Raw genomic sequence first — 12,894 nt, forward strand, 5'->3', positions numbered from 1 at the left:
GTGCGCAGTCTGACTTACGCGACAGCCTAACCGAAGACCTTGGCGTACTAAACAACCGACGAAAAAGGAAGTGCATCGAGAAAATGAAAATTGAAGGTACCTGTCCCTTGCCCGTACAACCCGGAATGACGGTGAACCAGGCCACTAAAGCATGCTATGACTCGGAATTAGGTGCGGATACGTATGAAGAGCAGTTTGAAGGCTGGGTTGATATCGAAACACTCGAGCCCGGTGATCCTGGCCGCAAGATTATGTGCTGCGTGGAAGACGGTAAGTGCGTCACCGTTGAAATGAAGTACCTGGAGGTACCAATCACGGATACTTTCTATGGCGTTGACCTTAATCGTCGCCCCGCCGAGACCGCACAGGAGAGCACCAAGCGAGTCGCACAAGAGCTACAGCGCCAAGGAATCCGTGCTGAGATAAATGATTTCCTCATCTTATTGCCTGACCAATTCGTCGCAGTCGAAGTCGACGAAGGCGTTGCGTGGTTTGATCCTGAATATTGGAGTCTTGAGGACTTTCTTGAAACGTCGTTCCTTGCCTAGTGAAAAGTAATTCTTAGACGTTAGCGAACTCGCCGGCGACAGCATGCTTTAACGGAAAACAATTAGGATAATCCCCAACTTTGGCGAAAGTTCTAGTTTCCCGCTTTGTACTGCGGTATATGGCTAAGGTCGTTGCGCTCGTATTGCGAGCAAGGATCTGAACCTTGTTAGGTAGCCCCCGAACATCTAGCCCTGTAGGGCTGGAAGGAAATATAAGCTACACCCTATTGTTACGCCGGTGTGCGGCAGAATGTTTCCTGTAAAATAGGGCCGTTCCTAATATTGTTTTACACGTGTCTATCAGGGTTCAGGCCTTATGTTTACAGAAAGTGGTGAGTGTGGTGTTATCGTCTGACGGTTTCCATATTGAAAGTCATGGACCTGACCCCTGTTTGGTGGACACCTGATATCCAGCCCAGTCGGGCTGGAAAGAAAGGTAATCTACCATCATGTCCAGGTATTCCGAACAGTTCAAACGCGATGCCGTGGCCCTCTATAAGGAACAATGAGGACCTCTCGCTGAACTCAGCATCAGCCCAGCTCGGTATCAACCGTGCCTCGCTGCATTCATGGGTAAAGAAGTACGGCACCGGCAAACGTGCCCGCATAAAAGCAGTGCAGGATAAAGCCCAAACGGCAAATGAATCGTGAGACGGATCCGCCAGCTAGAAAAAGAGGTCTCTAAGCTGCGCGAAGAACGTGACATCCTGCGCAAGGCCGCTAAATATTTTGCTTAAAGAAACTCACGGGAGTTCTGCTTCCAGTGTGGCTATGACCACCGAACCAAGTACTCGGCTTATGCGGATGTGTAATGTGTTAAAGCTGAATCGTTCCTCGTTTTACAAGTGGGTCCAAACCCGTAAAAATCGCAGGATAAGAGATGTATTCTGATGCCGTTATCGGTGCGAGGATCGCAACCATCTTTGATGATGAGCATGGTCTTTACGGCGCTAAACGCATCGCCGCAAGCCTGAACGAGGACACGGCGTATGCCCCGATAAATCACAAGAAAGTTGCACGAATCATGAAAGCCATGGGGCTTAGAGGCTTTACCAAACGCCGCCGATGCATCACTACCAGGCGTAAGCCTGGCCACCGCGTCATGCCGGATTTGCTAGGCCGCAAATTCACAGCCAACGAGCCGAACCGCGTCTATGTCGGCGATATTACCTATCTGCTTCTGACAAGGGAGGGAAAAACATGTATTTGGCCACAGTCATTGACACGTATTCACGCAAACTTGCAGGTTATGCACTTGCAGACCACATGCGTGTCTCACTGGTCATCGATGCTCTAGCTCACGCGCATGGTGTGCGTGGCAGTCTTGACGGGGCTATTTTCCATTCCGATCACGGCAGCGTGTACACCTCACAGGCCTTTAGGAACTATTGCTCGTCGTTGGGTGTGCGCCAGTCTATGGGAGCGGTAGGAACGAGTGCTGATAATGCCTTGGCAGAATCGTTTAACGCCACTTTAAAGCGGGAAGTGCTGCGTGATCGGAAAGTCTTTGACAATCCGATCGCCTGCCGCCGGGAAGTCTTCCGGTGGTGCATGCGCTACAACACGCGCCGGCGGCACTCCTGGTGCAATCTTGTAGCGCCTGATGTCTTTGAAACCGAGACTTCGGCTATACTGACCACAGCAGCATAGCTAGCCCCCGATGTGTCCACTTTCCGGGGGTCAGGCCCTACAGCAAATGTGGAGCTAACAGGACACCGGAAAGCTGCCTAAGCTAACGAGCTTCACGCTTGTTGCTGCGGCATTTCATACCGGGGGATGACGCGCCTAGTGCGGCGCAGACTTAATCTTGGAAATGTACAGGGCAAGTCAGGTGTGGTTGTGGTGCTGGCTTTGTCCCGGAGATAAAAATGCTCGATGAAAGGACTCCATGAATACCTCGGAACTTTATGTAGCAGCAGCGGAATCTACTAACCCTAATGACACGTGGTGGTTCCTTGGGTTCCTGCCCATTATTTTGCTCGTCGCGTTCTGGATTGCGGCGGTTATTTCTATTATCGCTTCTGGGTACACGATTGCGGCCAAGGTGCTCTTTATCGCCGCTACCTTTGCCCTTCCCTTCTTGGGACCGCTCATCTGGTTCATCTTTGTTCGCGGCAGGGAAGACAAACAAAGGCGCTAGAAGGGCCATCGCCCGGCTGGGCTAGGGCATCCCGTGCTGTTCCAACCACGCGTTAATGCCGCCGCGCAGGGAAACGACGCGCTCGTAGCCGCGGCCGCGCAATGCGTGGACGGCTTGCGCGGAGCGGATGCCGCTGGCGCAGTAGATAACGGCGGCATCGCCCTGGCCGATGTCCGGGTTCTCCCCGGCGAGGATGCGGTCGAGGGGCAGGTGCGTTGAATGAGGAATGGCGGCGCGGGCGCGCTCGGTGTCGGTGCGGACATCGATAAGCGGGGCGTGCGCGGGGATCTCGCGGACCTCGGGGGCATCGGCTGGCTGGGTAGGCTGCGCTCCTGTGGGGCGGATGGGGATATACTCCCAGGTCCCAGATAGGGCCTCAAAGTAGCCGAGCGTGCCAATAAGCGGGGTGCCGACGCCGGTAATGATCTTCAAAGCCTCCAAGGCCATCGCGGATCCCACCGTGCCGACGATGGGGCCCAAGACGCCGGCTTGGGAGCACGACGGAACCTCGCCCGGAGCCGGGGCGGTGGGGAAGACATCCTCGTACACAGGGCCCTTGCCGGACCAAAAGACGCTCATCTGCGCATCAAAGCCCAGGATAGAAGCCCAAATGTGGGGAATGCCCAGGCTGTGGGCGGCCCACGAGCACAGGTAGCGGGCGTCGAAATTATCCGTCCCATCGAGGACCACGTCGCAGCCGCGCAGCTGCTCGAGGGCGGTGGCGGATTCCAGGCGGCCGTGGCAGATGAGCTCCACCTCAGGGTTGAGGGCGCGCACCGCCGCCGCGGCCGATTCGGTCTTTGCGGTGCCAATGGAGGCGGTGGTGTGAATGACCTGCCGGTGGAGGTTGGAGGGGGAGACGAGGTCGTCATCGAAAAGCGAGATGCGGCCCACCCCGGCCCCTGCTAGGTAGAGCAGCGCTGGTGAGCCAAGCCCGCCCGCGCCGATGACCGCGACGTGGGAGTCGGCCAATTTCTGTTGGCCCTTATCACCCCACAGGGCTTCCTGGCGGGCATAGCGGATGCTCATTCGAGGCCCACCCAGTTGACGGAGCCATCGCCGTGGCTTTGTTCCTTCCAGATGGGAACCTCGGCCTTGACGCGATCGGCGCAGGCCTCCGCGGCGCGGAAGGCATCGCCGCGGTGGGCAGAGGCGGCGACGACGGTAAAGGCCAGATCGCCCACCTGTAGATCGCCGGTGCGGTGGGCCGACCACAAGCGCACGGGGTGCTGGCCTGCTACTTCATCGACAATCTCGCGCAACTTTTCCGGGGCGCTGGGGTGTGCGGTATAGGTTAGCTGGGTGACATCGGGCCGGCCGCCATCGTGGTCGCGCACGATGCCCTCGAACGTGACCACCGCGCCCATGGCTGGGGTGATGACCTCAGCTTTGACCGCGGCAAGGAGGGGCTCGAGGGGCTGCTCGGTCAGCATCGTGCCGACAGTGAGCCCGGTCTGCGCGGCGACATAAGAGGGATCAGTGCTCATGTTTTCCTTCTAACATATCGACGATGTGGACGATTAATTCATCTAGCACGGCGCACCCATCTTTGACCCCGCCGGTAGAACCGGGCAGGGTCATGGCAAAGGTGGTGTCATTGACACCTGCGACCGTGCGCGAGGCCACCGCAGTGGGGATAGTCTCTAGGCCCTTATTCCAAAAGGCCATGGCGATGCCGGGAAGCTCGCGCGTGAGGTGGGGTTGGACGGCATCGACGATGAGATCGTCCGGGGTCAGGCCGGTTCCGCCGGAGGTGAGGATGACCGCGGGCTTTTCGGCGAAGGCCTGGTCCACCGCTGCGGCGATATCGGCATCGGGCACCACGCGGGCAGCGGGGCAGTCGAAGCCCTTGCGGCGCAAGAAATCTACCGCGATGGGGCCCGAGCGATCTTCGTAGACCCCGGCGGCGGCGCGGGTGGAGGCGACCAAAACAATGGCGGTGCGAGCAGAACTCATAGGGGATAGACCTTTACTTCTTCTCCTGCGCTGAGGCTCTTACCAGCAGGAATGCGGATGAGGTGGGTGGCATCGACGGCTTGGGCCAGCAGGTGGGAGCTAGCGCCGCCGGTAACCCGGGCTTGCGCCTCGGCGTACCCGCGGCGGAATTGATCCTTGTGGGGTAGGCCCTCGATGGCGTGCGCGATTGGTACGCGATATGCTGCGGGCGCCCAGCCCAGGGTGGGGGCCACAAAGAGGCGGAAGCTCACCATGGTGGAAATCGGATTGCCGGGCAAGCAGATGACCGGGGTGCCATGGAAACTGGCGATGCCCTGCGGCCCGCCGGGCTGCTGATCCACGTGGCCAAACCAGCCGGTGAGCACCTGCCGGATGACCTCGTATTTACCTGCGGAAATCCCGCCGGAGGTGACGATAGCATCGGGGAGGTAGTCCTGCGTGGCCTCCTCCAGCGCGCGGGTGAGCACCTCTGGATCATCATCGGTGGTGACGTATCCGGCGACCTCGATGCCGGCGCGGTGGGCCATAGCGGAGATGAGCGGCGCATTGGCATCGGGAATAGCAGTAACACCCGTACCAATTTCCGCGCCGCCGGTGCACACAAGGATGCGGGCTGGGCGATAAACGCTGACCTCCTCGATGCCCTGGGAGGCCAGCGCGGCCAGGCGCACCGGGGTGAGCTTTTGGCCCTTGGCGGCCAGGAGAACGCCCTGCTCGAGGTCCGTGCCTATCCCGCGGATGAATTGGCCCTCCTCAGTGGCCGGAACCGTAATGGTCTCGCCCGGCTGGAGGAATTCCTGCGGCTGGCATTTTTCAATCGGCACGATGGATGCCGTGCCCTCTGGAACCTTGGCTCCGGTCATGATGGGGCAGGCGGTGTGCAAGGGACCATCCAGCAGCTCGGTGGGATTCGCGCCGGCGGCGATGGTGGGGCCGACCTCGTACGATCCGGCTGCGGTGGCGGGCAGCGCGTAGCCATCCATCTGGGAATTGCTAAAGCGCGGCGAGGGGAAGGCGGCATAGACATCGGCGGCAAGGACCATCTCCTGTGCCTGCCTTAAGGGCCGGGAGATGACTTGGCGCGGGCCGAGGGCTGCCGCGACCTCGTGTGCGTGGGTTTCGGGAGTGCGCATAGAGCCAAGTTTACCCGCGAGTTCGACACGTTCGAAGCCTGCGGGCATAGTAGAAAGCATGTTGACCGTTCACTATTTCGCCGCCGCTCGTGCCGCGGCCGGCGTTGCTTCGGAGCAGGTAAAAGCGCCCACCACCTTAGGCCAGCTCATAGAGCAGCTGGGCAAGGACCACACCGGCACCACAGAGGCCGGTATGAGCATGAAAGAGGTGCTGGGGCGCTGTAATTTTCTTATCGATGGCGCCGGGAACACCCAAGCGGACTCGCCGCTCATGGGCGTTTCCCGCGTTGACGTGTTGCCACCCTTCGCCGGGGGATAACCCGTTCTTTTAGACCGGCTTGCGCAGTGGGCTGGTAAAGAAATTAACCAGGCTGCTGACCAAGGACAAGATGATGGCGCCGAAGATTGCAGAGCCCCAGGAATTGACCACGAGGTGTCCAATCCCTAGGTCAAAGGTATTAAGCGTCCACTCCACGATCAGTAGGGCGGCGCCATTGATGACGAGCGCAAATAGTCCGAGAGTAAGGCAGGTTAGCGGGGCACCGATAAAACGCAGCACGGGCATGACCACCGCGTTAATAATGATGAAAACAATGGCCACGGCAATGAAATTACCCAGCTTATCCGGGGTGATATAAATCCCAGGGATGATGCCCACTACAACCCAGAGCGCAATCGCGATGGCGACCACGTTGAGGGCAAAATTGGTCAACGAACGCATTTAGCCTCCTACGGTATCGTTCCACGCCCGAAGCAGGGCGTTAGTTTCTTCCTCGGTTGTAATGGTAATGCGTATGCCTTCGCTAAAGGCGCGGACGAGCACGCCGCGTGTGGCCAGGCGCGCGGCTAATTCCTGCGGCGTTCCTAGCTTTTCAATATTCGCCGCCGGCAGCCATACGTGGTTGGCCTCCGAGCGGGGAACGCCCCACTCTGCCAGCTCCTTTTCCACGCGCTGGCGCTGGCCGCAGGTCTCTTCGGTACGCTCGCGCAGCGAATCCTGCGCTGCTAGCGCGGCGCGGGCACCGGCCTGGGCCACGGCGTTGATGGAAAACGGAATCGCTACCTTATTCAGTGCCGCGATGACGTCTTCTGGGCCATAGGCATAGCCCACGCGCACGCCGGCCAAACCATAGGCCTTGGAGAAGGTCCGCAGGAAGACCACGTTGGGGTAAGCGCCAAAGAGCTCGGTTCCCAGCGGGGTATCGGCATTCCGATTATATTCGATATAGGCCTCATCGAGGGCCACGAGGACATCGCCTGGCACCGCGTCCATAAATTCGGAAAACTCCGCCTTAGTCACGGTAGTGCCGGAAGGATTATTCGGATTGCAGACGAAAATCAGGCGCGTATCTGAGGTAATTTTCTCCGCCATTGCGGGCAAATCCACGCGCTGGTCCGCATCGAGCGGAACCGGGATGGGGTGCGCACCCACCACCTGGGCAAAGATGGGATAAGCCTCGAAGGAACGCCACGGGAAAATCACTTCCTCACCGGGCGTGGTGGTGATTTGTACCAATTGCTGGCACAGCGCGGAAGAACCCGTGCCCACCGCAACCTGGTCAAAGCTCACGCCTAAGTGCTCGGCCAGATCCTCACGCAACTCGGTGGCCGCGATATCCGGGTAGCGATTGGCCTCGGCAGCGGCGCGGGCCATAGCCTCGGCGGCCTCAGGCAGCGGTGGCTGCGTGGCTTCATTAGAAGAGAGCTTGAGGGCATCATCGTGGCGCGCGCCGGGCACGTAGCCAGGGATGGCGCGTAAGTCGGAGCGAATCATGGCTACCACTCTAGGTCGTCTCTCCTGCGCGCGTAGAAGAAAACCGGGGACAAAACCAGGGGGTTAGTTTGGCCGTGGCGCATGCGGCAGGTATTGTCTTTTACGGTTCTTTCTGAACTTGGAGATGTGCCAGAGCGGCCGAATGGGGCTCCCTGCTAAGGAGTTGACCCTTCTGGGGTCCGGAGGTTCGAATCCTCTCATCTCCGCCACACAAATCCCGGGCAATTGCGCTCGGGATTTTGTCGTTTGCCAGCTTAAACGGCAGTCCTAAACGGCGGGTTAAACGGGGTAAACGACAAAGAATGGTGGCCACCAAGCAGGGGCCAGGCCCCTATTCTGCAAGCAGGGACACGACTATTCCCTCGCTACGGGCATGAAGTGGAAATGCAGTTCTCCGAGGGCGCTTTTGGAGCGCAAGGAGATTTTTCAAAAGGATGAACTCGTCACGTGGTGAATTTTTATCGTGAATAATGGCGCTATGGATAAAGCGCAGAAGATAAAGAACGGAATTTTGCTCGCTTTAGCAGTCGCCTCTTTGGTGGTATTTGTTTTGTGGCTGACCGATGTAATAGGCATCGGCTTAGTAACCATCTTCATTGTTGTTCTGACTGCTGCTTCTGTGGGAGTGCGCGTGTGGGCGGAGAATGCAGGGCGTCAGTCTAAATAAGTAGTACACCGCACCCCGTTTATCCCAGGGTGACTGTTACGTGACCGTTGGTTCATGATTTTCCCTGGCGCAGGTGGTGCGGTGTAGGCGTAGTTTCCTTTGCTGATGCGCGGGCTTGACCACTTTACAGCGCCGGAAAAACCTCGCTGCGCAGGAGATCAGCAAGCTCGCACTGCGGGTCGGCGGGATCGATCCAGGCGGTTTCGGCGATTTCGGCTGCGGCGTGGGCGATGACCGGGCGCGGGTAGGTAAAGATATGCCCGCGGACGGTCTGGCCCGGTTCATTGGCGGCGGGGGCAGTGAAGGTGCCGAGCTCGGTAAGTTCAGGTAGGCGAACCCGGACGCCGATTTCTTCTTCCGCCTCGCGCGCAGCGGCCTGGACAGGGCTTTCGCCTTCTTCTAGCTTGCCGCCCGGCAGCTGGAACTTCGTGGATGAGGCCTTGCGTACGCCAAGCACGTGGCCAAAGGAATTGCGGAAAACGATTGCTGCGACTTCAATCATGGCCCCGATCATAACGAGGTGGCCGGCGAACAGGCTCGCAGCCTTATCGCGCCAAGGGTGGACATTGAATATAAGGTAGGAAGGCATGAGCGATTCGAGGTTTCCCCGCTCGGTATTTGGGGTAGGAAGCGACCCTGATCCGCGTTTTACGCTGGCGAATGAGCGCACCTTCCTCGCATGGATCCGCACCTCGCTCGCGCTGATTGCCGGGGGAGTGGCCTTGGAAGCTTTCGACGTGCCGCTGCCGGCGACGCTGCGCGCGGTGGTCTCCACATTCATGCTGGTGGTGGCGATTGTGCTGCCGGTAGTCGCGTGGGTGCAATGGAAGCGGGCTGAGCGCGCCTTGCGGCAACAGCGCCCGTTGCCCTTCAGCATCGCCATCCCGGTGCTTGTGGGCACCATCGTCGTTATCGCGGCTGTCCTGCTGGTAGGCGAGCTACTTGCCTAGCCCGCAGCAACATGGGGAGCTCTTTGACCCCGGCTTGCAGCCCGAGCGCACCCGCCTATCGTGGCAGCGCACTATCCTCGCGCTGGCGGTGATACTCCTAGGCGTTATGCGGGTGGTCAGCGTCAGCGTGTTTCTCCCGTTGCTGGCGCTCGCGGCTGGCGTGCTGGTGCTGATAGTGGCGGTGAGGAAGCGGGCATCGCTTGTCGATGCCTCCCTGCGAACCCACCGCCACCTCCCCGGCGCCGCCGTCTTGGCCAGTAGCGCGGGGCTGGTCTCCCTGCTTGCGGCCTTTGCCTTGTGGGGTGTTTTTGCCTAAAGGCAAAGTTTTCTACCGCAGCGCTGTGTACTGGTGGGGGATACGCGTAATCTATGTGAGGCTATATCAATTACGGTGGCCACCGGTGCCGCGGTATGAGGGGCGAGAAGGGCAAGGTGATGGCAATGGCGGATATTACTGAGCAGGCCAGCGATACGGTCGAGGCATGGTTGAAGCAGGATTCTGCCATTGACCCACAAAAGGCACCCCGCTTGCAGGCGCTGCTTGATGAGGTGCCGCTGCAGGAGCTCATCGCCATCGTCGAGCGGCAAAATGCCATCCGCGCCGCGCTGGCCCTGCGCTTGTTGCCGCGGCGTAAATCCATCGTGGTATTTGATGCCCTGGATGCCAAGCACCAGGCCGATATTATCGATGAGCTGGGCAATGCTGATGTCTATGAGTTCTTCGATGAACTTGAGCCGGAAGACCGCGTGGCCCTTTTGGATGAGCTGCCGGCGGAAATAGCGGACCGGCTGCTGCGCTCGCTTACCAAATCGAAGCGGGATGTCACCGGGGTTGTCCTGGGCTATACCAAGGGCTCGGTGGGCCGCCGCATGTCGCCCGAGGTCCCCGGCATTCATCCCGAGATGAGCGTGGAGGAAGCGCTGCGGACCCTGCGCGCGAAGGCCGATGAGCTGGAAACCATCTATGCGGTGCCCATCACCCGCGCGGACCGCCGCCTAGTGGGCGTGGTGACGCTGCGGGAGATTTTTACCGCGGAGGAGGGCACCACGATTGGGGACATCATGCAAAGCCCCATCTATGCCAATGCCAATGATGATGCGGAAGAAACCGCCAGGTGGTTCCTGCCGCTCGATATTTTGGCATTGCCCATCGTGGATGATTCGGACCGCCTGGTGGGCCTTTTGACCTGGGACGATGCCATTGACATCGTCGAGGCAGAGGACAGCGAGGACTCCGCGCGCGCCGGTGGTACCGAGGCCCTGCAGCAGCCATACCTTTCTACACCGCTACTAAAACTGGTGAAGTCTCGCATCGTGTGGTTGCTGGTCCTGGCGGTTTCCGCGCTGTTGACCGTGCGGGTCTTGGATGCCTTTGAAGACACCTTGGCGCAGGCCGTGGTGCTATCCCTGTTTATCCCGCTGTTGACCGGTACCGGTGGCAATACGGGAAATCAGGCGGCAACGACGGTCACCCGTGCGCTTGCGCTTGGCGATGTCCGCGGGCGCGACCTCCTCGCTGTCCTCTGGCGTGAGCTCCGCGTGGGTATGCTGCTTGGCACTGTATTGGGCTTGGCAGGACTTGGTCTGGCAACGGTGGTCTACGGCGTGGATATTGGCATAGTCATTGGCTCGACGCTGTTTTTGATTTGTTCGATGTCTGCCACCGTGGGTGGGCTTATGCCCTTGGTGGCCAAGACCATCGGAGCCGACCCCGCCGTATTTTCCAACCCATTTATTTCTACCTTCTGCGATGCCACGGGCCTGATCATTTATTTCCTCATTGCCAAGGCGGTGCTCGGCTTATAAAGATCCCCGGGCCCACGGGCCTGGGCGCTTCGTGCGGGGGTGGCGAACCGGTGGGGGAGATTTCACATTTTGCGTAGCTGCGTTGTGTGAATTTTAAAATTGGTGGGGGTAAATTTGGCAAAGTTTGTGGTTTCTGGTGCAAATGTTTTGTAGGGTCTTAGCATGCTCTGCATGGACTGAATGATGTTCGGTATGCACCAAGGATCCGGCTCGATTGCTGGTAATTGACAGAGCTATTACCCCCGCCCTGCTAAATGTCTCTCTAGCAAAGGAGTTCGCGGCATGACCACCCCGCATACTCACGAATCTACCGCCCAATCAGAGGGCGCTGAGGATCCCGGTGCCCCACGCAATGAATGGCGCCGCCAGTTCATCGGTCTTTTCATTGGCCTAGCCCTGGCTATCCTCGTATTTTTCATCTTCCCCTCGAATGCGATCGACACCGTCCAAGAGTCCAGCGGCGTGGATGCGGAAGCTGACTACACCCTCGGCGCCATTCGCACCGTGGCCGCGGTGACCATCCTCATGGGTGTGTGGTGGATGACTGAGGCCATCCCGCTAGCGGCCACCGCGTTGATTCCCCTGGTGATCTTCCCCTTGTCCGGGGTGGGAACCATTAAGGAAGTCGGTGCGCCATATGCCTCTGCCACCATTTTCTTGTTCATGGGTGGCTTCCTGATCGCGCTGTCGCTGCAGCGCTGGAACCTACACCGCCGCCTTGCTCTTTACGTGGTCAAGCTCATCGGCACCTCGCCGCGCCGCCTTATTTTGGGCTTTATGCTGGCCACCGGATTCTTGTCCATGTGGGTATCGAATACCGCGACGGCCGTCGTCATGCTGCCGATCGGTACCTCCGTGCTGGCCCTTACCGCAGAGACCGTTGGTGGTTGGGATAAGCAGAAGAAGTTCGCTACTGCGCTCATGCTGGGTATCGCGTACTCGGCCTCCATCGGTTCGCTAGGTACCTTGATCGGTACCCCGCCGAATGCATTCTTGAATGCGTATATGGCCGATACATGGGAGGTTACCCTTGGCTTTGGCCGCTGGATGGCCGTCGGTGTGCCCCTAGCACTGACCTTCCTGCTCATCGCGTGGGCGCTGTTGATTACCGTCTTCAAGCCGGAAATGACCGAAATTCCCGGCGGCCGTGAGCTGATCAATGAAGAGATCAAAGCGCTCGGCCCGTGGACCCGCCCACAGATCATGACTGGCATCATCTTCGTGCTGGCCGCGCTGGCTTGGGTATCGCTGCCCATTATCCTTGGTGACTTTGATAACTACGATGACGCCATCGTCGGTATTGCCGCAGGCATCCTCTTGTTTATCTTGCCGGCTGACTCGGAGCGCCGTATTCGCTTGCTGGACTGGAAGACGGCCAATGAAATGCCGTGGGACGTCCTTCTCCTCTTTGGTGGTGGCCTGTCCCTGTCCTCGGCCTTTAACTCTTCCGGTCTGTCCCTGTGGATTGGTGAGATGGCTAAGGGGCTTAGCGTCTTGCCGATCGTCCTGATCGTGGCAGCTGTGGCCACCTTGGTGCTCTTCTTGACGGAGATTACCTCCAATACCGCTACTGCGGCGACCTTCATCCCCATCATGGGTGGTGTCGCCGTGGGTGTGGGTCTTACCGGCGAAGGTGATATCAACGTCTTGCTGCTCACCATCCCGGTTGCCTTGGCCGCAACGTCTGCCTTTATGCTCCCAGTGGCTACCCCGCCGAATGCCATTGCTTACGGTTCGGGCTATGTCAAGATTGGCGAGATGATCAAGGGCGGTGTTGGCCTCAACATCATTGGTATCTTCCTCATCACCCTCACCGTCTTCCTGCTGGCGGTTCCTATCTTCGGACTGACGGTCTAGCCCACCCACCGGTCGGCCAGACCCTTGTAGCCATCCTTTAATGAAAAACGTTACCATTAAAGG

At 59.0% G+C, this 12,894-nt stretch carries 15 protein-coding genes, 1 tRNA gene and 1 pseudogene; 10 read left to right on the forward strand and 7 right to left on the reverse strand.

What is annotated here, in order from left to right; genetic code table 11:
• Window positions 1–83 precede the first annotated feature (83 nt).
• From EL217_RS00650 to EL217_RS00660, 3 genes and pseudogenes are all read left to right on the forward strand, one after another.
• Window positions 84–548, forward strand: coding sequence for a hypothetical protein (locus EL217_RS00650; RefSeq protein ID WP_126318007.1), 465 nt, complete (start codon window positions 84–86; stop codon window positions 546–548).
• Between the two features lie 449 nt (window positions 549–997).
• Window positions 998–2,198, forward strand: a pseudogene (locus EL217_RS00655) (IS3 family transposase).
• Between the two features lie 238 nt (window positions 2,199–2,436).
• Window positions 2,437–2,688 (forward strand): hypothetical protein, encoded by a 252-nt coding sequence (locus tag EL217_RS00660; protein ID WP_005276355.1) that lies wholly within the window; start codon window positions 2,437–2,439, stop codon window positions 2,686–2,688.
• Between the two features lie 21 nt (window positions 2,689–2,709).
• Here EL217_RS00660 and EL217_RS00665 read toward each other — a convergent pair whose 3' ends face one another.
• From EL217_RS00665 to EL217_RS00680, 4 genes are read right to left on the reverse strand one after another with little or no spacing between them, the layout of a single operon-like run.
• The gene (locus EL217_RS00665; RefSeq protein WP_126318009.1) at window positions 2,710–3,717 is read right to left on the reverse strand and encodes a ThiF family adenylyltransferase; all 1,008 of its coding nucleotides are present in this window, start codon (window positions 3,715–3,717) and stop codon (window positions 2,710–2,712) included.
• Window positions 3,714–4,175, reverse strand: a complete 462-nt coding sequence (locus EL217_RS00670; RefSeq protein WP_023029942.1) for a molybdenum cofactor biosynthesis protein MoaE — start codon at window positions 4,173–4,175, stop codon at window positions 3,714–3,716. The genes EL217_RS00665 and EL217_RS00670 overlap by 4 nt, the downstream gene beginning before the upstream one ends.
• A complete protein-coding gene (locus EL217_RS00675; protein WP_126318011.1) occupies window positions 4,165–4,644 on the reverse strand; it encodes a MogA/MoaB family molybdenum cofactor biosynthesis protein in 480 nt (159 codons plus the stop codon). Before EL217_RS00675 ends, EL217_RS00670 begins: the two co-directional genes overlap by 11 nt.
• Complete coding sequence (locus EL217_RS00680) at window positions 4,641–5,777, reverse strand: molybdopterin molybdotransferase MoeA (RefSeq protein ID WP_023029944.1); 1,137 nt, start codon at window positions 5,775–5,777, stop codon at window positions 4,641–4,643. Before EL217_RS00680 ends, EL217_RS00675 begins: the two co-directional genes overlap by 4 nt.
• Before the next feature lie 58 nt (window positions 5,778–5,835).
• Between EL217_RS00680 and EL217_RS00685 the strand changes: the two genes are divergently transcribed.
• Complete coding sequence (locus EL217_RS00685; RefSeq protein ID WP_005276363.1) at window positions 5,836–6,096, forward strand: MoaD/ThiS family protein; 261 nt, start codon at window positions 5,836–5,838, stop codon at window positions 6,094–6,096.
• Window positions 6,097–6,105: 9 nt separating this feature from the next.
• Here the strand turns inward: EL217_RS00685 and EL217_RS00690 are convergent, their stop codons facing one another.
• Window positions 6,106–6,498 carry a phage holin family protein gene (locus tag EL217_RS00690; protein WP_023029945.1) on the reverse strand — a complete coding sequence of 131 codons (393 nt, stop codon included), beginning with the start codon at window positions 6,496–6,498 and terminating at the stop codon, window positions 6,106–6,108.
• Window positions 6,499–7,551 (reverse strand): histidinol-phosphate transaminase, encoded by a 1,053-nt coding sequence (hisC, locus tag EL217_RS00695; protein WP_126318012.1) that lies wholly within the window; start codon window positions 7,549–7,551, stop codon window positions 6,499–6,501. It abuts the gene before it with no gap.
• 120 nt (window positions 7,552–7,671) lie between these two features.
• Between hisC and EL217_RS00700 the strand changes: the two genes are divergently transcribed.
• Window positions 7,672–7,760: transfer RNA gene (locus tag EL217_RS00700), tRNA-Ser, on the forward strand.
• A 269-nt stretch (window positions 7,761–8,029) separates the two neighbouring features.
• A complete protein-coding gene (locus EL217_RS00705; protein ID WP_126318014.1) occupies window positions 8,030–8,218 on the forward strand; it encodes a hypothetical protein in 189 nt (62 codons plus the stop codon).
• A gap of 124 nt (window positions 8,219–8,342) precedes the next feature.
• Here the strand turns inward: EL217_RS00705 and EL217_RS00710 are convergent, their stop codons facing one another.
• Window positions 8,343–8,720 carry an NUDIX hydrolase gene (locus tag EL217_RS00710; protein WP_172596691.1) on the reverse strand — a complete coding sequence of 126 codons (378 nt, stop codon included), beginning with the start codon at window positions 8,718–8,720 and terminating at the stop codon, window positions 8,343–8,345.
• An 85-nt stretch (window positions 8,721–8,805) separates the two neighbouring features.
• Between EL217_RS00710 and EL217_RS00715 the strand changes: the two genes are divergently transcribed.
• From EL217_RS00715 to EL217_RS00730, 4 genes are all read left to right on the forward strand, one after another.
• Window positions 8,806–9,168, forward strand: coding sequence for a YidH family protein (locus EL217_RS00715; RefSeq protein ID WP_023029949.1), 363 nt, complete (start codon window positions 8,806–8,808; stop codon window positions 9,166–9,168).
• A complete protein-coding gene (locus EL217_RS00720) occupies window positions 9,161–9,484 on the forward strand; it encodes a DUF202 domain-containing protein (protein ID WP_126318016.1) in 324 nt (107 codons plus the stop codon). Before EL217_RS00715 ends, EL217_RS00720 begins: the two co-directional genes overlap by 8 nt.
• Before the next feature lie 125 nt (window positions 9,485–9,609).
• Window positions 9,610–10,974: a magnesium transporter gene (gene mgtE / locus EL217_RS00725; RefSeq protein ID WP_039885362.1), complete on the forward strand. Its 1,365-nt coding sequence runs from the start codon at window positions 9,610–9,612 to the stop codon at window positions 10,972–10,974.
• Between the two features lie 282 nt (window positions 10,975–11,256).
• Complete coding sequence (locus EL217_RS00730; RefSeq protein ID WP_005280716.1) at window positions 11,257–12,831, forward strand: SLC13 family permease; 1,575 nt, start codon at window positions 11,257–11,259, stop codon at window positions 12,829–12,831.
• Window positions 12,832–12,894 lie beyond the last annotated feature (63 nt).

The sequence above is a fragment of the Corynebacterium segmentosum genome, assembly GCF_900637825.1.
GTDB lineage: Bacteria > Actinomycetota > Actinomycetes > Mycobacteriales > Mycobacteriaceae > Corynebacterium > Corynebacterium accolens.

Coding starts and splice junctions, on each gene's coding strand:
- EL217_RS00670 (WP_023029942.1), bottom strand. CDS start 4,175: ATGAGCACTGATCCCTCTTATGTCGCCGCGCAGACCGGGCTCACTGTC.
- EL217_RS00710 (WP_172596691.1), bottom strand. CDS start 8,720: ATGATTGAAGTCGCAGCAATCGTTTTCCGCAATTCCTTTGGCCACGTG.
- EL217_RS00665 (WP_126318009.1), bottom strand. CDS start 3,717: ATGAGCATCCGCTATGCCCGCCAGGAAGCCCTGTGGGGTGATAAGGGC.
- EL217_RS00650 (WP_126318007.1), top strand. CDS start 84: ATGAAAATTGAAGGTACCTGTCCCTTGCCCGTACAACCCGGAATGACG.
- EL217_RS00675 (WP_126318011.1), bottom strand. CDS start 4,644: ATGAGTTCTGCTCGCACCGCCATTGTTTTGGTCGCCTCCACCCGCGCC.
- hisC (WP_126318012.1), bottom strand. CDS start 7,551: ATGATTCGCTCCGACTTACGCGCCATCCCTGGCTACGTGCCCGGCGCG.
- EL217_RS00705 (WP_126318014.1), top strand. CDS start 8,030: ATGGATAAAGCGCAGAAGATAAAGAACGGAATTTTGCTCGCTTTAGCA.
- mgtE (WP_039885362.1), top strand. CDS start 9,610: ATGGCGGATATTACTGAGCAGGCCAGCGATACGGTCGAGGCATGGTTG.
- EL217_RS00690 (WP_023029945.1), bottom strand. CDS start 6,498: ATGCGTTCGTTGACCAATTTTGCCCTCAACGTGGTCGCCATCGCGATT.
- EL217_RS00680 (WP_023029944.1), bottom strand. CDS start 5,777: ATGCGCACTCCCGAAACCCACGCACACGAGGTCGCGGCAGCCCTCGGC.
- EL217_RS00660 (WP_005276355.1), top strand. CDS start 2,437: ATGAATACCTCGGAACTTTATGTAGCAGCAGCGGAATCTACTAACCCT.
- EL217_RS00685 (WP_005276363.1), top strand. CDS start 5,836: ATGTTGACCGTTCACTATTTCGCCGCCGCTCGTGCCGCGGCCGGCGTT.
- EL217_RS00730 (WP_005280716.1), top strand. CDS start 11,257: ATGACCACCCCGCATACTCACGAATCTACCGCCCAATCAGAGGGCGCT.
- EL217_RS00715 (WP_023029949.1), top strand. CDS start 8,806: ATGAGCGATTCGAGGTTTCCCCGCTCGGTATTTGGGGTAGGAAGCGAC.